The 20,745-nt window shown below is 62.3% G+C and carries 12 protein-coding genes; 8 read left to right on the forward strand and 4 right to left on the reverse strand.

Annotation, left to right across the window (positions count from 1 at the left end; all coding sequences use genetic code 11):
• Positions 1 to 107 precede the first annotated feature (107 nt).
• Both QQJ96_RS05170 and QQJ96_RS05175 read right to left on the reverse strand, forming a co-directional pair.
• Positions 108 to 3,107, reverse strand: coding sequence for a TonB-dependent receptor (locus QQJ96_RS05170; protein WP_284330896.1), 3,000 nt, complete (start codon positions 3,105 to 3,107; stop codon positions 108 to 110).
• A gap of 415 nt (positions 3,108 to 3,522) precedes the next feature.
• A complete protein-coding gene (locus QQJ96_RS05175) occupies positions 3,523 to 4,461 on the reverse strand; it encodes a LysR substrate-binding domain-containing protein (RefSeq protein WP_284330897.1) in 939 nt (312 codons plus the stop codon).
• A 115-nt stretch (positions 4,462 to 4,576) separates the two neighbouring features.
• Here QQJ96_RS05175 and QQJ96_RS05180 point away from each other — a divergent pair, with 115 nt between their 5' ends.
• Genes QQJ96_RS05180 through araH form a run of 6 tightly spaced genes read left to right on the forward strand, consistent with a single transcriptional unit; the run spans position 4,577 to position 12,503 of the window.
• Positions 4,577 to 6,328: an IlvD/Edd family dehydratase gene (locus tag QQJ96_RS05180; protein ID WP_284330898.1), complete on the forward strand. Its 1,752-nt coding sequence runs from the start codon at positions 4,577 to 4,579 to the stop codon at positions 6,326 to 6,328.
• Positions 6,329 to 6,338: 10 nt separating this feature from the next.
• Positions 6,339 to 7,928, forward strand: a complete 1,590-nt coding sequence (locus tag QQJ96_RS05185; protein WP_284330899.1) for an aldehyde dehydrogenase (NADP(+)) — start codon at positions 6,339 to 6,341, stop codon at positions 7,926 to 7,928.
• Positions 7,925 to 8,857 carry a dihydrodipicolinate synthase family protein gene (locus tag QQJ96_RS05190; RefSeq protein ID WP_284330900.1) on the forward strand — a complete coding sequence of 311 codons (933 nt, stop codon included), beginning with the start codon at positions 7,925 to 7,927 and terminating at the stop codon, positions 8,855 to 8,857. The genes QQJ96_RS05185 and QQJ96_RS05190 overlap by 4 nt, the downstream gene beginning before the upstream one ends.
• Before the next feature lie 4 nt (positions 8,858 to 8,861).
• Positions 8,862 to 9,962 carry an arabinose ABC transporter substrate-binding protein gene (locus tag QQJ96_RS05195; protein ID WP_284330901.1) on the forward strand — a complete coding sequence of 367 codons (1,101 nt, stop codon included), beginning with the start codon at positions 8,862 to 8,864 and terminating at the stop codon, positions 9,960 to 9,962.
• Positions 9,959 to 11,482 carry an L-arabinose ABC transporter ATP-binding protein AraG gene (gene araG, locus QQJ96_RS05200; protein WP_284330902.1) on the forward strand — a complete coding sequence of 508 codons (1,524 nt, stop codon included), beginning with the start codon at positions 9,959 to 9,961 and terminating at the stop codon, positions 11,480 to 11,482. Before QQJ96_RS05195 ends, araG begins: the two co-directional genes overlap by 4 nt.
• A 25-nt stretch (positions 11,483 to 11,507) precedes the next feature.
• Entirely contained in the window at positions 11,508 to 12,503 is a 996-nt protein-coding gene (gene araH, locus QQJ96_RS05205) for an L-arabinose ABC transporter permease AraH (RefSeq protein ID WP_284330903.1), read from the forward strand.
• 262 nt (positions 12,504 to 12,765) lie between these two features.
• Here araH and QQJ96_RS05210 read toward each other — a convergent pair whose 3' ends face one another.
• Together QQJ96_RS05210 and QQJ96_RS05215 are read right to left on the reverse strand one after the other, a co-directional pair.
• Positions 12,766 to 13,626: an alpha/beta fold hydrolase gene (locus tag QQJ96_RS05210; protein ID WP_284330904.1), complete on the reverse strand. Its 861-nt coding sequence runs from the start codon at positions 13,624 to 13,626 to the stop codon at positions 12,766 to 12,768.
• An 83-nt stretch (positions 13,627 to 13,709) separates the two neighbouring features.
• Positions 13,710 to 16,154, reverse strand: coding sequence for a mechanosensitive ion channel family protein (locus tag QQJ96_RS05215; protein WP_284330905.1), 2,445 nt, complete (start codon positions 16,152 to 16,154; stop codon positions 13,710 to 13,712).
• A 568-nt stretch (positions 16,155 to 16,722) separates the two neighbouring features.
• Here QQJ96_RS05215 and glgA point away from each other — a divergent pair.
• Positions 16,723 to 18,327 (forward strand): glycogen synthase GlgA, encoded by a 1,605-nt coding sequence (glgA, locus tag QQJ96_RS05220; protein ID WP_284330906.1) that lies wholly within the window; start codon positions 16,723 to 16,725, stop codon positions 18,325 to 18,327.
• A gap of 122 nt (positions 18,328 to 18,449) precedes the next feature.
• On the forward strand, positions 18,450 to 20,657 hold the full coding sequence (glgB, locus tag QQJ96_RS05225) for a 1,4-alpha-glucan branching protein GlgB (RefSeq protein WP_404649148.1): 2,208 nt from the start codon (positions 18,450 to 18,452) through the stop codon (positions 20,655 to 20,657).
• Positions 20,658 to 20,745 lie beyond the last annotated feature (88 nt).

Genomic DNA, 20,745 nt, shown 5'->3' on the forward strand with positions numbered 1-20,745 from the left:
ATGGATGAGCCGGAACACAGAGAGATTTTCGAGGTGCCGAGCAAGGCACCCAATGCTGGATGCCTTGCCATGCCGGAGCCCTCATCGCCCGCTCAAACCCTGCACAATCAGAACGACACACGCACAGTCAGCGCATAACGGGTGTCGTTCACGTACCATGAGGTGATGTGCTTGCCGGCGGCATTCTGGTACATGATCGTGCGCTGTTCGGCGTTGTTGAGATTGTTCATCTCCAGGCCGAGCTTCACGTGCTGGTTGAACGCGTAGAAGATCGAACCATCCAGCTGTCCGTAGGCATCGGCGAACACCGGCAGTTTCCACGGAATGTTGTTATCGGTACCGTTGTAGCCATTCGGACCGATCGACAGCAGATACTGGCTGCGCCAGTTGTAGGCCAATCGGATCTGCCACGGACCGTGCTCATAGAAACCGGCGACATTGAGCGAATCCCTTGACAGGCCGTCCGCCGGCAGGTTGCCGTATTTGGACCCATCGGTATCCAGCGGCACCGCCGTGGAGTCGTTCGGCACATGAGTCCTGCTGCGGATGTAGGTGTAGTTCGCCGACATGCCGAAGCCCTTGACCGGCAGGAAATCGAAGAACTGGTTCCAGCCGACTTCCGCGCCATCGATCGTGGCCTTGCCGATGTTCACCGGACGGGTGATCAGGTACTGATAGTTGTTGCCGTCAACGCCCGGATACGTCACGAACTGCGACTCGTTGCGGAAGTAGTCGCTTATTCCCTTGTGGAAGAAGTTGATCCAGGTCATGCCGCCATGATCCTGATCGAAGTACCACTCCAGCGACAGATCGAACTGATTGGCCTTCATCGGCGTCAGGTACGGGTTGCTGGTGGAAGTGCCGGTCAAAACCAACTCGTTGAGCGGCAGCGAGGTGGCGCCTTTGGGCGGTGTATAGCCGGCGTTCACTGCGGCATTGAGCACCTGATAGGCTTGCATCTGGCTGAAATCCGGCCGCGCAACCGCCTTGGAAAAGGCGAAACGCGTGATCACGTTCGGAGCAAACTCCCACTTCAGGTTCAAGCTGGGCAGGACGTCGGTGTACTCGTTCCGCGCCGTGATGGGCGAACTCTGGCCCGTGCCCAGAAAGGGCGCCAACGCCTGATTGGGATACACCAGAAAGCCCTGGGCGGCGTTGCTGGTCCTCACCGCACGCACGCCGACGTTGCCGCTCAGATTGGCATCGTCCACCCCGAATTCGAGCATGCCGTACGCTGCGTAGGTTTTCTCGTGCTGAACATTGGTGTGGGCAGCATCGAGCAACGTGGGCTCGTATGGCTTGTCATAGCCGCCGCCGATGTAATACGGATTGGCGGCGTCGTGGATGTCCGCATAGCTGGCCGGGTAGCCCAGCGCGGTCGACAGCACCGGTGCGTAGAACGCGCCCGGTATGCTGGCGGAGCCCTTGTAGAAGTTGTTGAACGTATCCAGGTGCACCAGGCTGGAATTCACCGTACCGTTCAAGTTCAGGCCAGGCATCGCGCCGCTTGGTATTGCCCATCCTTGCATCCAGGTCTGGAACACGGGATTCCAGTTGTAACCGGTATCGATGTTATTGGCATAGCGGTCGGTTATGCGCACACCCGCCTTCACCGCATGCACGAACCCGCTGGCGAAGCTGTGCTCGATGTCGCCGCGCCAAGCCAGCTCTTTGGCGTAGTTCTGGTCCTGGTGATCCATGGTGAACCCCCAATAGTAATTGGCGGGGTTCGTGGTGAAGCTGGTATCGACGCCAATGCGCGGCGGGTTGCTACCGTTCAGGGCGACGTCGATATAGGGCACGTTGGTGCCCAGGGCCACCGTGGAATCCAGACTATTGGTCGTAGCCTTGACGAACTGCAACTCGCTCGTGACATCGGTGCTCGTGCCCAGCTGCCACTTCAGGCCGGTGGAGAAATCCGTGGTCTTGGAATGGCTGTTCGATGCGCGGATGTCGGTGCCCATCGGCACGCCGCCGGGCTGCGTTAGGCGACCGGACTGGAACACGCCGCCGTTGATCTGGCTCGGCTGGCTGGCATCCACCACCACCTGCGTCGGGTCGTTGCTCACGAAGATCGCATCCTCGTCCCAGACCTCGTGGTACTTGCTCTGGAACGCGGTGGCGTAAAGCTCAAGATCGTTGCTGGGGCGCCACTGGAAGGCCAGGTAATAGCCATCGCGCTTGCGGTCATAGAGCAACGTGCGCCAGTCGGCGCCGCGCGGTACCCAAACGCCGGCCGAGTCCTTGAAGAACGGACGCACGAACAGGCCATCGGTACGCGTGGCCAGGCGGGAATCGGCGACATCGACGAGGAAACCCATATCGCCGATGCTGGTGTGCCAGCGATTGCTGTAGAGCACGGAGGCGGACGGCTTGTACTTCTTGTCGAAGTCGCCATAGTTCTCGCTCGCGGAAGCAGCGATCTTCTGGCCCTGGAAGTCGAAAGGCATGAAGGTGCGCAGGTTCACGGTGCCGCCCAGGCCGCCTTCGATCATGTCGGCCTTCTGGTTCTTGAAGACGTCGACGCCGGACATCAATTCCGACGGCACGTCCTGGAAGCTGAGAGCACGTCCACCGTTGGCGGAAAAACTGTCGCGGCCATTCAATTCCGAACGCACCTGCGTAAGACCACGCACCTGCACGCCATTGCCTTCGGCGGAGAAGTGTTCCGGGTCGCCCTGGGAGAGAAAATGGTCGATGGTGACGCCGGGAATGCGCGACAGGCTTTCCGTGACGCTGCGATCCGGCAGCGCACCGATGTCCGTTGCGGATAACGAATCGACGAAGGTGTCGGCGTAGCGCTTGGTGTCCTGCGCCATTTCGACCGACGCGCGGATGCCCGTGACGGTGACCGTGACCAGCTGCTTGGCTTGTTCCTGCGTCTTCTTTTTGGCCGCGTTTGAGGTGTCCACCGCCCCTGTCTGCGCGGATGTACTGCCCGTACCGGAAGCCAGCGCCGCATCCTGGGCATGTACGGCGGCTGAGCCATACGTGAACGCAAGTCCCATTGCCACTGCCACAGCCAGTCGACCGCCGGACACCGGCTTGACCCCCACAGGACGTTGTCCGACGCCATGCTTACCCGAAGCTTGCACTTTCCCGATCATGAGCTTTCTTCTCTCCCCGCAGTTACCCGCGCCGGCGGACCGTAGTCAGCCAACTGTTGTTGTCATTTCGGGCCAGCGGCCCGGCGGATGCATCCGACGGCAAACTCCCCTGAGTGTTATCTGTCCGTCATGGATGCTTGGCAATGTCGATGCTGGGGCTTAAGCCTTATGTCGGGCAATTACGAAATTGACGGCGCGGATTAATGTTTCTTCATTTGCGGTCGCGGTAATAGATCGATCCAAAACCGGATGCAAGTCGACTGATGAAGCCGGCCGGTTCGGCTAAAACGATGAGCATCACGATGCAAGTGATGTTTCAAAACTCGGCTTTTTAACCCGATATGCCCCATTTTTCGCTAGCACGTGAATGCGTCCCGACGTCGCCCGCCCGGCAGCATCCTCGGCCTGTGGAGTTTCAGTACACCTCCCGCGCCATGTGGCGTAGCGCTTGGACCATCAAACCCACCGCCGGCGAAAGCGCCTTTTCCTTGGAGCTAATCAGTCCGAAATCGTCCATCTTGCAGTCCATCGGCAGCGGCAGGATTTCCACCATGCCGTGCGCCGCGTAATACTGCGCCACGTCCTGGGCAAGCACGGCAATCATGTCGCTTTGTTCAAGCACGCGCGTGATGAAAAGAAGTGCCGACGTTTCGACAACGTTCGATGGCGGCGCCAGGCTCGCGCGCTGGAACATCAGCTCGAAGCGATGCCGCAACACGCTGCCGGCAGGCGGAACGATCCACGCACTGCCTTGTACATCGGACAAGCCAAGCGCCCTGCTCTTCAGCAGCGGATGCTCACGCCGGACCACCGCATGCACGGGCTCGCCAGCCAGGGACTCGTAGTGCAGTTGCAGCTTGTCGTGCTCGGGAAACAAGCGGCCGATTACCACGTCGAGCTTGTCCTGGGCCAGCCGCTCAAGCAGGACATTGCTGGTGTCGATTTCGACCCTGATGCGGATGCTCGGGTGCATGCTCTTGACCGCGGCGACAGCGGCCGGCAGCAGGCGCACACCCGGCGACGTAATGGCACCCACCGCCACCTGGCCCAGGCGCCCCGCCTTTAGCGCGATGAGTTCTTCCTGAGCCTGGTCAAGGCTGCCGAGCACCATGCGCGCATAGCGGATCAATGCCTCGCCATAGATGGTCGGCCGCATGCCGCGTGGCATGCGTTCGAACAAAGGCGTGGCCAGCATGTCTTCCAGCTCGCGCAACAGCTTCGATGCTGCCGGCTGCGTGATGCTGAGTGCCGCCGCCGCGCGGTGGATATTGCCCTCCTCCGCCAGCGCCACCACCAGCAACAATTGCCGTGTTTTCAGGCGCGTGCGGACGTACCAGGGGTTGGTGTCGATCATGGGCCAGGCCGGACACTGATATCGATATGGATATCAAATCAGTCTAATTTCTCATTGGTAGGTTATCAACCTTGTTTCTAGACTGGACTGGCCCTGTCCACCTGAAGACCAGTCCATGTCGGCAAGCAAACCCAGATTGCGGTCCCAGCAATGGTTCGGCAGCATGGACAAGAACGGCTTCATGTATCGAAGCTGGATGAAGAACCAGGGCATCCCCGATCACGAATTCGACGGCCGGCCGATCATCGGCATCTGCAACACCTGGTCGGAACTTACGCCCTGCAACGCGCATTTCCGCAAGCTGGCCGAACACGTCAAGCGCGGCATCTATGAAGCAGGCGGCTTTCCGGTCGAGTTCCCGGTGTTCTCCAACGGCGAATCGAACCTGCGGCCTACCGCCATGCTCACGCGCAACCTCGCCTCGATGGACGTCGAAGAGGCGATTCGTGGCAATCCCATCGACGCTGTCGTATTGCTGTGCGGCTGCGACAAGACCACGCCGGCGCTGTTGATGGGCGCGGCGAGCGTCGACGTGCCGACCCTCGTCGTAACCGGCGGCCCCATGCTCAACGGCAAGCTCGAAGGCAGGAACATCGGTTCGGGCACAGCCGTCTGGCGTCTGCACGAGGCGCTCAAGGCGGGCGAGATCGACCTGCATCATTTCCTCTCCGCCGAAGCGGGCATGTCCCGCTCGGCCGGCACCTGCAACACCATGGGCACCGCCTCCACCATGGCGTGCATGGCCGAATCGCTCGGCGTCTCCTTGCCGCACAACGCCGCGATTCCCGCGGTGGATGCGCGTCGCTATGTGCTTGCGCACATGTCGGGGATCCGTATCGTGCAGATGGCGCTGGAAGACTTGAAGCTGTCGAAAATCCTCACTCGCGAGGCTTTCGAGAATGCCATCTGCACCAATGCGGCGATCGGCGGTTCGACCAATGCGGTGATTCATCTCAAGGCGATTGCCGGACGCGTCGGCGTACCGCTCGAACTGGAGGACTGGACGCGCATCGGCCGCAACACCCCTACCCTCGTCGACCTGCAGCCCTCCGGCCGCTTCCTGATGGAGGAGTTCTATTACGCCGGCGGCCTGCCGGCGGTCCTGCGCCGGCTGCTCGAAGCCAACCGTCTGCCGCACCCGGATGCGTTGACGGTCAACGGCAAGTCGATCGGCGACAACGTGCGCGAAGCGCCGATCTACGACGACGAAGTGATCCGGCCCCTCGACCAGCCGTTGCTAGCCGATGGCGGCATCCGCATCCTGCGCGGCAATCTTGCGCCCAATGGCGCGGTGCTCAAACCGTCCGCGGCAACGCCCGAGTTGCTCCGCCATCGCGGGCGTGCCGTGGTGTTCGAGAACTTCGAGCACTACAAGACAGCCATTAACGACGAGGCGCTCGAAGTCGACAAAGATTCGATCCTGGTCATGAAAAACTGCGGTCCGCGCGGCTACCCCGGCATGGCCGAGGTCGGCAACATGGGGCTGCCGCCCAAACTGCTGCGCCAGGGCGTGAAGGACATGGTGCGCATTTCCGATGCGCGCATGAGCGGCACCGCGTACGGCACGGTGGTGCTGCACGTTGCGCCGGAGGCCGCGGCGGGCGGACCGCTCGCCGCGGTGCGCAGCGGTGACTGGATCGAACTCGATTGCGAAGCGGGCCGCCTGCACCTGGACGTCAGCGACGAAGAACTCGCGCGTCGTTTGCAGGAGCTCAACCCGGCCACCGCACCGGGCGTGGCAGAACAACAGAGTAAAGGGGGCTACGCCCGCCTTTATGTGGATCACGTGCTGCAGGCCGACCAAGGCTGTGATCTCGATTTCCTGGTGGGGAACCGTGGTGCGGCCGTGCCACGTCATTCGCATTGAGGCCTGAAGCATGACGATGCCGCTTACCGGCGAATTGCTGATCGCAGGCCGCGCACAACGCGGCGAAGGCGCGGCGTTCCATGCTTTCGACGCGACAAGCGGCGAACCCATAGCACCGCCGGTCTTTCATGCCGCATCGGTCGCCGATGTCGATCGCGCCTGTGAACTTGCGGATGAAGCCTTCGACGCGTATCGCGCTCTGCCCGCAGAACAACGCGCGCGCTTTCTTGATGACTGCGCGGCGCGCATTGAAGCACTGGGTGACCCGCTGATTGAACGGGCCATGACCGAGACCGGCCTGCCGCGTGCACGCCTGGAAGGTGAACGCGCGCGCACCGTCAATCAATGGCGCATGTTCGCGGCGCTGGTTCGAAGCGGCGACGCGCTCGATGCTCGCGTCGAGCCAGCGCTGCCCCACCGCCAGCCACCGCGTACCGACTTGCGTTTCTGGCGCATCGGCGTCGGACCGGTCGCCGTATTCGGCGCGAGCAATTTTCCGCTGGCGTTTTCCGTCGGCGGTGGCGATACGGCATCGGCTCTTGCTGCCGGCTGTCCTGTCGTGGTGAAGGCACATCCGGCACATCCGGGCACCTCAGAACTGGTGGGCCGCGCCGTCCAGCAAGCCGTTGCCGCAGCGAGCCTACCTGCGGGTGTGTTCGCATTGTTGTTCGACGCTGGTTATGACGCAGGCTGTGCGCTGGTCCAGCATCCAGCCATACGCGCGGTGGGTTTCACCGGTTCGCGTACGGGTGGATTGGCGCTGCTCAAACTCGCAGCGGCACGGCCCGAGCCGATTCCGGTCTACGCGGAAATGAGCAGCGTGAACCCCAACCTGCTGCTGCCAGGCGCACTGGCTGCGCGAGGCGAAACACTGGCACGCGAATTCACCGCATCGGCCACGCTCGGCTGCGGCCAATTCTGTACCAATCCGGGCCTGATGCTCGGCCTGACCGGCGCCACGTTCGATGCCTTCGCCGCCTATGCCGCGCGTGAATTCAGCGCCGTACCGGCTGGCGTTATGCTCACAGCCGGCATCCTGCATGCATACGAACGCGGCGTCGAACGTCTCTCGCAGCATCCGCAAGTGACGACGCTTGCACGCGGCGCAGCTGTATCAGGGCGCGCGCAGGCGGCGCTATGGCGGGTGCGTGCGAACAGCTTCCTTACAGATCCTTCGCTCGGCGAGGAAGTGTTTGGTCCGAGCAGCATGCTGGTCGAATGCGCCGACGAAGCGGAACTACGTGTAGTGCTGCGCAAACTCGAAGGCCAGCTCACCGTCACGCTGCACATGGACCCTGCCGACGCGGAACTGGCGCACTCACTGCTGCCGCTGATCGAGCGCAAGGCAGGCCGCTTGCTGGTGAACGGTTTTCCGACCGGCGTCGAAGTGTGCGATGCGATGGTGCATGGTGGTCCGTTCCCCGCGACCTCGGACAGCCGCAGCACGTCGGTAGGTACGGCTGCTATCGAACGCTTCCTGCGTCCGGTCTGCTACCAGAACTTTGCCGAAGATCTGCTGCCCGAGGCGCTGCGCGATGGCAATCCCCTGAACCTCCGGCGCCGCTTCGCGGGAAGACCGGAAACCAAGGAAACGGGATGATCGAAACGACTAACAAGCCTCGCTACCGCGGCATCTTCCCGGTCGTTCCAACCACCTTCACCGAAACCGGCGAACTGGACCTGGCCAGCCAGAAGCGCGCCGTCGATTTCATGATCGATGCCGGTTCCGACGGCCTGTGCATCCTGGCCAACTTCTCCGAACAGTTTGCCCTCTCGGACGACGAGCGCGAAACCATCACCCGCACCGTGCTCGACCATGTGGCAGGCAGGGTACCGGTGATCGTCACCACCACCCACTACGGCACCAGCGTCAGCGCTGCGCGTAGCCGCCGCGCACAGGACCAGGGCGCGTCGATGGTGATGCTGATGCCGCCCTATCACGGCGCCACCTTTCGCGTGCCGGAGCAGCAGATCTACGAATTCTATGCGCGCATATCGGACGCCATCGATATTCCGATCATGATCCAGGACGCGCCCGCGAGCGGTACCGTGCTCTCGGCGGCATTTCTGGCGCGTATGGCTCGCGAGATCGAACAGGTTGCCTACTTCAAGATCGAGACACCGGGCGCCGCCAACAAATTGCGCGAGCTGATCCGCCTGGCTGGCGACAAGGCGGAGGGTCCGTGGGATGGCGAGGAAGCCATCACGCTGTTCGCCGACCTCAATGCCGGCGCAACGGGCTCGATGACAGGCGGTGGCTATCCGGACGGCATTCGCCCGATCATTGAGGCGCACCGCCAAGGCCGCATCGACGAAGCGTTCGCGCACTATCAGCAGTGGCTGCCGCTGATCAATCACGAAAACCGCCAGGGCGGTATGCTTACCTGCAAGGCATTGATGAAGGAAGGCGGGGTGATCGCCTGCGAGCTGCCGCGTCATCCCCTGCCCGCCATGCATCCACATACGCGCGCCGAGCTGATCGATATCGCGCGCCGGCTCGATCCGCTCGTCCTGCGCTGGGATAAGTGATTTCATGACGGAAACCAACGCGTGCTACACCCTGGGCATCGTCGGCGTCGGCAAGATCGCCCGTGACCGGCAGCTTCGCGCCACCGCACCTTGGGGAGATTGGAACATGATCAGCAAGATCCACCGATGCGCCTTGCGTACTCTATTCGTGGCCATGGCCGCTCTCGGTATCGGCGCGTGCCACCACACCGAAGCCCCAACCAAGATCGGCTTTCTGGTGAAAATGCCGGAGCAGGCATGGTTTATCAACGAACAGAAGGCGGCCACCGAACTCGGCAAAAAGGAAAATTTCGCGGTGGTAGGCATCGGCACACCGGATGGCGAGAAAGTGCTTGCGGCGATCGACAACCTCGGTGCCCAAGGCGCGCAAGGCTTCGTGATCTGCCCGCCCGACGTGCGATTGGGGCCGGCGATTCGCGCACGCGCTAAGCAATACGACATGAAGGTGGTGACGGTGGACGACCGGCTGGTCGACGGCTCCGGCAAACCGCTGCAAGGCGTGCCGCACCTGGGCATGTCATCGTTCAAGATCGGCAACCAGGCCGGCCAGGCCATCGCCGATGAAATGAAAAGACGCGGCTGGAAAGCGGAGGAAGTGGGCGCGCTGCGCATCACCGACGATCAACTGCCTACCGCGAAGCAGCGTACCGATGGCGCCACCGAGACTTTGCTTGCCAATGGCTTCAAACAGGGCAACATCTTCGACGCGCCACAGCGGACCACCGACGACGAAGGCGGGTTCAATGCGGTCTCGCCCGTGCTCGCCCAGCACCCGGACATCAAGAAGTGGGTGATCTTTGCGCTCAACGAAGAAACGGTGCTGGGCGGCGTGCGCGCGACCGAGCAATTGCATATTCCGGCGGTAGATGTCATCGGCGTGGGCATCAATGGCGCCGGTGAAGCGTTCGCGGAGTTTCAGAAGAAGGAGGCGACCGGGTTCTACGGCACGATTGCGGTCAGCTCGACCAATCATGGCCGGCAAAGTGCGCAGAACCTGGTGGACTGGATTCGCACCGGCAAGGAGCCGCCGGCCGATACCCAGACGGCAGGCATGCTAATGACACGGGAGAACTGGCAGAAGGTGCGAGCCGAGCTGGGTATATGAGCCTCGTTGCAAACCGCCCCTCCCCTAGCGGAAGCCACGCCTACCTGGAACTCAACGGCATTACCGTGAGCTTCCCTGGCGTACGCGCGCTGGACGGCGTATCGCTGCAGGTACGTGCAGGCGAAGTGCATGGCTTGATGGGAGAAAACGGCGCCGGAAAATCCACGCTGTTGAAAGTGCTCTCGGGCGTGAACCAGCCGCAGGCGGGTTCGCTTCACCTCGAAGGGATTCCGCATCGCTTCATCAATACGCGCGCGGCGATCGATGCCGGCATCGCCATCATCTACCAGGAATTGCATCTGGTCCCCGAACTGACGGTGGCCGACAACCTGATGCTAGGGCAGTTGCCCAACCGCCTCGGCGTGCTTGATCAGCGCGCACTGATCCAACGCACCCTGGACGAACTCCAGCGCCTCGGCGAACACATCGACCCGCGCACACGGCTGAAGCATTTGTCGATCGGCCAGCGCCAGATGATAGAAATCGGCAAGGCACTGATGCGCAATGCGCGCGTGATCGCCTTCGACGAGCCGACCAGTTCGCTGTCCGCGCGTGAAACCGACAATCTGTTTCGCATCATCAAGGCGTTGCGTGACGAAGGCCGCGCGATTATCTACGTCACGCACCGCATGGAGGAAGTGGATGCGCTGTGCGATCGCGTCACCGTATTCCGCGACGGCAAGTGCATCGAGACCTTCGACTCAGTGGCCGGCCTGGATCGCCACCGGCTGATTACCGCGATGGTTGGCCGCCCCATCGCAGACGTCTACGGCTACCGCCCGCGCCCCGCCGGCGACCTGCTGCTGGAAGCAAAAGGACTGATGGGGCCAGGGCTGTCGGAGCCCGCTTCCTTCGCCGCGCGCCGCGGTGAGATCGTGGGCTTCTTCGGGCTGGTGGGCGCGGGACGTTCCGAGCTGATGAAGCTGATCTACGGCGCGGCGCGCACAAGTGCCGGCCACGTCGAACTCGGCGGCAAGCGCGTGCGCCTCAATAGCCCGCGCGACGCTGTGCGCGCGGGCATTGCGCTGTGCCCCGAAGATCGCAAGCAGGAAGGAATCGTCGCCATCGCGTCGGTGGCCGACAACCTCAATCTCAGCGCGCGCCGCCATTTCAGCCGCGCAGGTTTTCTGCTCGATACCAGGCGGGAACGTTCGCTGACGCAGGATTACATCCGGAAACTCGCCATCAAAACGCGCAGTGGCGATACCGCCATCGGCACGCTATCGGGCGGCAACCAGCAGAAAGTGATCCTGTCGCGCTGGCTGGCCGAGCGCATCGAGGTGTTTTTGATGGACGAGCCGACACGTGGTATTGACGTGGGCGCGCGCGCCGAGATCTACCACCTGCTTTACGGGCTGGCGGAAGCGGGACGGAGCGTGCTGATGGTGTCGAGCGATCTTGCCGAGGTTATAGGCGTCGCGGACCGCATCATCGTGATGCGCGAAGGACGCATCGTGGGCGACATACCGAAGGCCGAGGCCACACCCGACGAATTGATCAAAATGGCGCTGCCGCGCTGAAGACGAGTCAAAGATGAGCCGAGCCATGCAACCCGAAGAAACCCCTGCCACAGCGTCCGTATCGCCCGTCGCGCCTATCAGCGCACGCCTATGGGGCATGCTCGGCAAATCGGGCAGCGTGGTGGTATTCCTGCTGCTGTTCGTGGTGATGTCGGTGACGGTGCCCGACTTCCTCACTACCCGCAACATCCAGGGCCTACTGCTCTCCGTTACGCTGATTGGCTCGATCGCCGTCACCATGATGTTTGTGCTCGCGCTCGGCGAGGTCGATCTTTCGGTCGCCTCTATCGTGGCCTTCGCGGGCGTGGTGGCCGCTACCGTCATTACGGCTACACATAGCGTGTTCCTGGGCATCGCAGCAGGTGTCTTGGCAGGTGGCGCGGTGGGCTTGGTGAACGGCGTGCTGGTGGCACGCTTCAAGGTCAACTCGCTGATTGCCACGCTCGCCATGATGGAGGCCGTGCGTGGCCTTGCGTATATCACCTCGAACGGCGATGCCGCCATGATCACCGAGGAAAGCTTCTTTGGCCTTGGCAGCGGCTCGTTCCTCGGCATTTCTTATCCGATCTGGAGCAACATCGTCGGCTTCGTGGTGTTCGGCTTCCTGCTGAACAAGACCGTGTTCGGCAAACACGTGCTAGCTGTGGGAGGCAACAGCGAAGCCGCGCTGTTGGCCGGCCTGCCGGTCACGCGCATCAAGATCATGGTGTTCGTGCTGCAAGGGCTGGTGACCGGCTTTGCCGGCGTGATGCTCGCCTCACGCATGAGCCTTGGTGACCCGAAAACCTCGGTCGGCCTGGAATTGGGCGTCATCTCCGCCTGCGTACTGGGCGGCGTATCCCTCACCGGAGGCGTGGCGACGGTCTCCGGCGTGCTGGTCGGCGTGCTCATCATGGGTGCCGTACAGAACGTGATGAGCCTGATGAACGTGCCGACGTTCTATCAATACTTGATTCGCGGCGGCATCCTGCTGCTGGCGGTATTGTTCGATCAATATCGACGCAGCCGACGGCGCGTGTGACGGTGGAATGCTGACGCATCTGGCGCAGGTTGGGCTAGGGATGCCCTGATTCATTCCGCATTCGGTTCGAAGCAGGCGTAGGCTGGGATGAAATCCCAGCCTTCTTGCGGCTCCAGATGCTGGGATTTCGTCCCATCCTACACGCTTACATCGTTGCAGGCCTTCCGGACGTAATGCCGGGCACGCGGAATAGATCAGAGATCCTAGGCTTGCAGAACATTCGCTGTGTCATCGCATCCTTATCGCCGTGCAAGCTGTTTCCCTAAAACACCGGCGGTGGCAACGTCAGTGTTGGCGGCGTCCGCACCAGGCCGAGCAAATCCTCGCTCAACATCGCCCCATGCGTCGCGAACAAGCCATGCGTCCCTCCCTCGTAGGGCCGAAAAATGCTCCCCGGCAACAAATCCGACGTACGTTTCCCGTGCGCGGCAAATGGCGCGATGCGGTCTTCAGTGCCATGGATCACCAGCGCCGGCAAGTTGATCGCCGCGGCCATGTCACCAGTGAAATCCGTTTCGGCGAATGCGCGCACGCAGGCCAGCATAGCTATGCGCGTAGCCGGTACGGCCAAGGATTTGATCCACTCCACGGTCGCGCGGCTGCAGTTGCCCCCATCTAGCAAGCGCGCGACGAATTGCTCGATATAGGCAAAGCGGTCGGCGCGGATGCGTGTGGCGATATCGTCGAACTTCGCCTCGTCTTCGCCTTCCGGATGATCCTTGCTTCTGGACATGCCGGGCGTGATCGCGCTGACCAGGGCCAGGCGCGTGACGCGCTGGCCGAGATGGCGGCTCATGTATCGTACGGCTTCGCCGGCGCCCATGGAAAAGCCGACCAGGGTGACGTCGTGCAGGTCGAGGGTTTCCAGCACGGCTTTGAGGTCGTCGGCGAAACGGTTGAAGTTGTAACCGTCGACCGGTTTGGACGACTGGCCAAAGCCGCGGCGATCGTAGCTGATCACCCGGCATCCGCCGCTGGCCAACGCAAAGGCCTGTTCTTCCCACATCGCATGATCGAATGGGTAGCCATGCAGCAGTACGACGGGTGGGCCATAACCGGTGTCTTCGTAATACAGCTCGATCGGACGACCCAGGCTATCCGTTTCTACCTGCAACATGCTCATGGGACTCTCCTGCTTATCCTGTTAAACCTAACGTTGCGGCGATGAAGATGGTGTCGCCGCCGATAGCGCGCCTGCATCGGGGATCATCGAACCGAGGTCCTCGGCGATGGGGGCGTCTCCTGCGGGGGGAGCAGGTAGCTGGTGTTCGGATTGGCCATTTCGATGCCGATTTCGCGAAACCGCTGCACGATGCGTCGATTGAGTTCCCGCTGCACCCCCCAGCGCCCGCCGTCGGTGCATGCAATCTGCCCGGCGATGGTGACCTTCGATCCATCCATCGCATCCACGCCCCAGATTTCCAGATCCTTGCGGATCAGCTGGCGGAACGCCGGATCGGAGCGCAGCTCCTTGCCGATCCTGGCCAGCTCTTCGATCGCGCGATCGATGTCGGTGCTATAGGCGAGGCTGACCCTCATCGAGGCATTGCCGATGCCGCGATTGGTGTTGTTCACCGTGGTCACGGAACTGAAGGGAACGGTGTACAGCGAACCATCGCCGCCGCGCAGCCTCACCGTGCGTACGGACAGGTATTCCACTGTGCCGGAAACACCGGCCACGGTGACCCAGTCGCCCACTTGCATGGCGTTTTCCATCAACAGGAACATGCCGGTGATGAAGTCCTGCACCAGTTTTTGCGAGCCGAATCCCAAGGCCACACCGACAATGCTCGCACTGGCCAGCAGCGGTGTAGTGTTGATGCCGATCTCGTTCAAGGCGGTGAGCCCCACCACCAGCACCACGCCGATCAACAGGCTGGTGCGCATCATCGGCAACAGGGTACGCAAGCGTGCTGCGCGCATCCGGTCACCTTGCTCGGTCCATAAGTTGATCCGGCGCTCGATACTCAAGCTGGCGGCCTCCCAGATCGCGATGGCGATGACCGTCGCCACCAGGATCGTGAGCACGGCCGATGCAAGGCTGCGCCCGATCGCACCGTGCGTGAACCAACCGACTGCATCCAGCCCCCAGGCCTGCAACAGCGCAATGATGGTGAACACGGAGATGAAGAACGAGATCATCCGGCTGATGACCGGGTAGTAGCGCCTGGACAGCCTGCTGCGAGCGTCCTCGTCTGTCTCGCCGTCGCTGTCTCGATGCCGAAATGCCCGGCCTAGCGCGCCTTGCATGAGGATGGTGGCGATCCGCGCTGCGATCAGGACGCCGGCCGAAAGCCCGATGAAGTGAATGAGCTTGGGAAAACCATCCTCCACGCCCAGCGCCCATACCACCCACGCACCGATCACGAACACCACCGCGAACAGCGCCCAGACACGCGCCAGCCAATTGCGCGCGGCGGCGATCGGCCCGCTTGCGCCAGGCCTGGCCGCGATGGCGTGCGCCACGGGCCGGCGCAACTTCACGATAAGTATCACGGCGGCGATGTGCACGAACAACGAGATCAGCTTGATGAAGGCCATGCGACCCGCTTCGCCTCCACCCAATGCACCCAAGGCGTCGCCCAGTGCCATGCCGAATGCAGCGGTGATGACGATGCCGCGCATCCATGCCTGCAGCATCCTCGCGACCTGATCATTCACTCGTAGCACGCACATGCCACTCCCTTGCGGCGACACGAACAAGCGCAATACCGCCATGGTGATGCGCGCACTGACATAGGCATCGATGAAACTGCTTGCCACCTCATGCGCCCGCTCGTCACCGCCGGTAAGGCTGCGCAGCACCAGGCCGGCCACGACGAAGAACACCACCAGGGGCAACAGGTTGAGCAGCAGCCCGCCGAAGGCGAACAACAGATGATGCAGTGTGTTCACATAGCGCGCGGGCTTGGCATGCGCCGGTGTTCTTCCCGAATTGCCCGGAGGGCTGGTGCCGGTGTCCTTATCCGACACTGTCGGGCCGCCGCCGGCGTTCTGCTTGCCCACACGCACCGGCTCAACCTTGTCTACGCCATGATCGCTCGTGTGCAGCAAAGCGACATCGGGCGCCAGCGGCTGCACGCCTGCCTGGGATTTCGCCTCGGCAAGCTGTTCCGCCTCGGCGCTCTTTGTGGCCCCGGTTTGGCGTGTAGCGCGTTGTTCTTGCGCCTCGTGCGCCCGATCACGTTGCTCCACCGCATTGGCCTTGGCAACCAGCAGCTGCAGCGGGCGTTTCAGCAGGAAATGCAGCAGCCATTCGACCAGCAAACCCGCGGCAAACACTCCTGCCAAGTCCTCACCGATGCGCAGCAACACATGCCGATCGGCTTCGTTCGCGATATGGCCGCCCGAACGCAGGAACATCACGAACAAGACAACCAGTGCCTGCTTCGCTTGATCGAGCTGACGTCCCCATTCATCCGCCCATTGGCTGAGCTGGCGCAGACTGCGCGCGATCAGGCCATTGGCCTGCAAGGCAGCGACGGGCTTGGCGGCAGGCTTGGCCGCGGCCGGCGGCGCGGCCGATTTACCGACCGGATTGGACGAATGCGCATTGCCCGCCGTGGATTGCACGCAGGGTGGACTGGTGCTGCTGGAGGCCGCTGCCGGCGCCGAGGTATTCCATGCATCGAGCGGTGGCGTTATCGCCACGCACGCGAAGGCAAGCAGACTGATTAAAAGGATCTGCAGGGCTTTCCTGCCATCCCTTGGAACGACAATGCGCGATTCATTCACTGCGATGCATGTGTATCGCCACTTGCCGACATGCCTTTGCGCTTCCGTATCGTCCTTTCAGCGTAGGCCGATGCGCTACACGACAGTGCAGCGGCTCAATCCAGTTTGCATACGCTGCGAAGGACGCGACATGGTCGATGTCGAGTGCTTCGCGTAGCGCGTCTTGACTGGATGGTGGCCTTCGCCGGAATGACGAACGAGATAGGCGCCACCCGCAGTGGCGATACCTCCAATGGTCATCAGGCTCATCCAACCGTGCACTGCACTCCGTAAAGATTGCGTGCACGAAAAGTTGTCCAGACCTTGATCGCTCACAACACAGTGGAGATTGTGCGTGCGTGTTTGCGCCCTATCGTCTCGCCGCCTTCACTTTACCGCATCGCTGGCTGTACGCGAGTTTGATCCTTCGCGCCCTAACCTCAAGCATATGCACTGCAATCATTGGCGAATCGTCGCCTTGCAGGATTTTCGTGAGATCGATTGGATGACTATTGCAAAGCCCGTATCAAGGACTTATCCCTCGCATCGTCCGCTAAAACGTAAAACCGGCCTGCCACGGCGCAGGCCCGAACTGCCCGGCACCGTCGCGCGCACGGATCGCGGCGCCAATCGAGTGCTGTTCGTCACCACCGAAATGACCGACTTCGTCAAAGCCGGCGGGCTGGGCGACGTCTCCGCCGCCCTGCCTCGCGCGCTAGCCAGGTACCACGATGTACGCGTGCTGATACCCGGTTATCCGAAGGTGCTTGCCAAGCTCGACAAGTCCTTGCGGCTGGTCGGCAAGACGCGTAGCCATCACAAGCTCCCGGCTTGCGAAATCGCCGAGGCACGCCTGGACGACGGCCTCGGCGTGCTCGTGCTGTGCAATGCCGAGCTGTATGAGCGCGAAGGGTCCCCCTATACGGATGCGCGCGGCCACGAATGGCCTGATAACGACATCCGCTTCGCCACGCTTTCGCATGCTGCGGCCGAGATCGCGCTCAAGCACGCGCACATGAATTGGCGGCCGGAGCTGCTGCATCTCAACGACTGGCCGTGTGCGCTGGCCGCCTATTACATGGAAGACAAAAGCAACGCCGTGCCAACCGTGCTGACCATCCACAACCTGGCCTACCAGGGCGTGTTCCCCGCTTCGAGCGCAGCCGGCATTGGCTTGTCGGCGCGCAGGCGGATCGAGCACGATCGCCACGGGCGCTTGTCGTTTCTGCATGAAGGCCTCGCCAAGGCCACCTATCTGACCACCGTCAGCGCAAGCTACGCCAGGCAGATCACCGAGCCACTCTATGGCTGCGGCCTGGAAAAACTGTTGCGCAAGCGCGCCCTGGAAGAACGGCTGGTCGGCATCGTCAACGGCATCGACCAGAGCTGGGACCCGCAAAACGACCCTGCGCTAGTCAGCCCCTTCGCCATCGGAGAATGGAGCAAGCGCCACGACAACACCCAAAAGCTGCGCGAAGAGCTGGGCCTGCGCCAGCAGCATGGCCCGCTGTTCGCGGTGATTTCGCGCATGGTGCAACAGAAAGGCGTTGACCTGATTTGCCAGGCGGCGCCGCAGATCATCGCCGCGGGCGGCCAGCTGGCGCTGATCGGTCGTGGCGACCCGGCGATCGAAAGCGGCATTGCGCGACTGGCGCGCCGTTTTCCGGGGCGTGTGGCGGCGCACATAGGTTTCGAGGAAGGCCTGGCGCGGCGCATGTTCGCCGGCGCGGATTTCCTGCTGATGCCCTCGCGCTACGAACCGTGCGGCCTGAGCCAGATGTACGCACAGGCCTATGGCTGTCTGCCGATCGCCCATGCAACGGGCGGCCTCATCGATACCATCGAGGATGGCATCACGGGCCTGCTGTTCGGCGCTGCCTGCGTGTCCGAATTGCGCCTGTGCCTGCAGCGCGCCTTCCGCATCTATGCCGAACCGCTGCTGCTCAACGCCATGCGCGGCGCCGCGATGCTGGAAAAACGCAACTGGGATGAGCCGGGCCGGCATTACGCGACCTTGTACCGCCGTATGCTGCCGAGCAAGAACCTCCCGGAGATTTCCGCGCAAACGGCACCGCATCCGCATAAAGAGAATGCGTATGCCCATCTGTGATCACGCCGGAGCGCTCGACCAGCGAGCGTGCAAGAGCGGCCCTTCGGGCCGCGCCTGAGCGGACCGAAGCAGCCATGCCGGGCGAACTCTCCGAAGGCCGCAGTGTGAGGGTCGACAACGGTATGGCCGTTGCGGCGACGGCACTTCATTCCAAATGCATACCTGCCGAGGTCCTGCACGCCTTGAATGAAGGGCGTTGCGGGGAACCATTCAACTGGCTGGGGCCGCATCAGCATGGGGATCACTGGTACGTGGCCAGCGTGGCACATGGCGCCACCGCGGTAGACGTGGTCCTTGAGCCGCATGGCGAAAGCTGGCCGGCACAGCGGCTGCTTGGCGGCGTATTCGTCGCCCTGCTTCCGTACCGGCCGGAAAATTACCGGCTCAAGATCAAGTGGCCGGCCAGCATGCAGACGATCAGCGACCCTTACGCCTTCGGTCCCCTCCTCACCGAAAGCACACTGCACGCCTTCCATGCCGGCCAATTGAGTTATCCGAGCGATGTCCTGGGTGCGCACCCCATCTATGTCGGCGACACCAGCGGCGTGCATTTTGCCGTGTGGGCACCCAACGCAAGACGCGTTGCCGTCGTGGGCGATTTCAATCAGTGGGACGGCCGTCGCCATGTGATGCACCGGCATGACCACGAAGGTCTGTGGGAAATCTTCATACCAGGCGTGAGGGCCGGCGCGATCTACAAATTCGAGTTGCTCGACCGCCATGCGCACTTGCTGCCGCTGAAGGCCGACCCGTTCGCTCGGCAAACCGAACTGCCGCCGGCCACGGCCTCGGTGGTGGCGGCGCCCGGGTCGATGAACTGGCACGACGCTGCGTGGATGGCCCACCGTGCGTCGGTGGAGTCCGAGCGCATACCGGTTTCCATCTATGAAGTCCATGCCGCTTCGTGGCAATGGGACGATCACGGCCGGCCGCTCCCATGGGATGCGCTGGCCGCGCGACTGATCCCCTACGTGCAGGCACAGGGCTTCACGCATATCGAACTGATGCCCATCAGCGAATATCCGTTCGGCGGTTCGTGGGGCTATCAACCCATCGCCATGTACGCGCCCACGGCACGTTTGGGCAACCCGGAGGCGTTTGCCCGCTTCGTGGATTCCTGCCACGTGGCCGGCATCGGCGTGATCATCGATTGGGTAAGCGCGCATTTCCCGTCCGATGAACATGGCTTGCGCGACTTCGACGGCACCCAGCTGTACGAGCACAGCGATCCGCGCGAAGGCGTGCATCAGGACTGGGACACGCTGATCTACAACTACGGCCGCCATGAGGTGCGCCAGTACCTGCTCGGCAGCGCCCTGTATTGGATGCGCCATTTCCACGTGGATGGCCTGCGCGTGGACGCTGTAGCCAGCATGCTCTATCGCGACTACAGCCGCCCCGAGGGTGAGTGGATACCGAACAAGCACGGCGGTCGCGAGAACCTCGAAGCCATCGATTTCCTGGAATCGCTAAATGAAACCGTCGCACGCGAGCATTCCGGCGTGCTGGTGATCGCCGAGGAATCCACCGCCTGGCCGGGCGTCACTCGCCCCGTGGCGGAAGGTGGCCTGGGCTTCAGCTACAAATGGAATATGGGCTGGATGCACGACAGCCTCGGCTATATGCAGCGTGATCCCTTGTACCGCCGCTATCACCATCACGATCTCACCTTCGGCCTGGTCTACGCCTGGTCGGAAAAGTTCATGCTGCCGCTTTCGCATGACGAGGTAGTGCACGGCAAAGGCTCGCTGATCGCCCGCATGCCGGGCGATCGCTGGCAGCAGTTTGCCAACTTGCGCGCCTACTTCGGCTTCATGTGGACACATCCTGGCAAGAAACTGCTGTTCATGGGCGGCGAATTCGCGCAAGACCGCGAATGGCATCACGACCGCCCGCTGGACTGGTTCCTGCTGAGCGATCCGATGCATCGCGGTGTGCAGCAACTGGTGGCCGACCTCAACAGCCTGCTCGTGCACGAACCGGCCCTGCACCGCTGCGACCACGTTGCGGAGGGTTTTGAATGGGTCGTCGCCGACGACATGCACGCATCCGTGTATGCGTACCTGCGCCATGGGGGCGAAGGCGTTCCACCCATCCTGGCCGTATGCAATTTCACGCCGGAAGTCCGCCGCGATTATCGCGTCGGCGTACCCGAGGGAGGTCTATGGCGCGAACTGTGCAACACCGACAGCATGCATTACGGCGGGTCCAATCTTGGCAACGGCGGGCTGCTGCCGGCCGATTCGCTCGCCGCCCGCGGCCAGCCTTTTTCCTTGAATTTGCTGTTGCCGCCGTTGGCCACCCTGATATTGCGGCCAGAGAGGAGCTGACGAAAAACTTTTGTCGCGCCGGTTTTGAGTGCAAGCTGCAACGTCACGCGACGACTGACATGGCAAACGCTGGGGCTTGCACTCCAGC

Source organism: Dyella flagellata, from assembly GCF_030160275.1.
GTDB classification, from domain to species: domain Bacteria; phylum Pseudomonadota; class Gammaproteobacteria; order Xanthomonadales; family Rhodanobacteraceae; genus Dyella_B; species Dyella_B flagellata.

Bases quoted from the DNA above. Each gene is read 5' to 3' on its own strand.
- QQJ96_RS05170 (WP_284330896.1), bottom strand. From the start codon at position 3,107: ATGATCGGGAAAGTGCAAGCTTCGGGTAAGCATGGCGTCGGACAACGT.
- QQJ96_RS05175 (WP_284330897.1), bottom strand. From the start codon at position 4,461: ATGATCGACACCAACCCCTGGTACGTCCGCACGCGCCTGAAAACACGG.
- QQJ96_RS05180 (WP_284330898.1), top strand. From the start codon at position 4,577: ATGTCGGCAAGCAAACCCAGATTGCGGTCCCAGCAATGGTTCGGCAGC.
- QQJ96_RS05185 (WP_284330899.1), top strand. From the start codon at position 6,339: ATGACGATGCCGCTTACCGGCGAATTGCTGATCGCAGGCCGCGCACAA.
- QQJ96_RS05190 (WP_284330900.1), top strand. From the start codon at position 7,925: ATGATCGAAACGACTAACAAGCCTCGCTACCGCGGCATCTTCCCGGTC.
- QQJ96_RS05195 (WP_284330901.1), top strand. From the start codon at position 8,862: ATGACGGAAACCAACGCGTGCTACACCCTGGGCATCGTCGGCGTCGGC.
- araG (WP_284330902.1), top strand. From the start codon at position 9,959: ATGAGCCTCGTTGCAAACCGCCCCTCCCCTAGCGGAAGCCACGCCTAC.
- araH (WP_284330903.1), top strand. From the start codon at position 11,508: ATGCAACCCGAAGAAACCCCTGCCACAGCGTCCGTATCGCCCGTCGCG.
- QQJ96_RS05210 (WP_284330904.1), bottom strand. From the start codon at position 13,626: ATGAGCATGTTGCAGGTAGAAACGGATAGCCTGGGTCGTCCGATCGAG.
- glgA (WP_284330906.1), top strand. From the start codon at position 16,723: ATGACTATTGCAAAGCCCGTATCAAGGACTTATCCCTCGCATCGTCCG.
- glgB (WP_404649148.1), top strand. From the start codon at position 18,450: ATGGCCGTTGCGGCGACGGCACTTCATTCCAAATGCATACCTGCCGAG.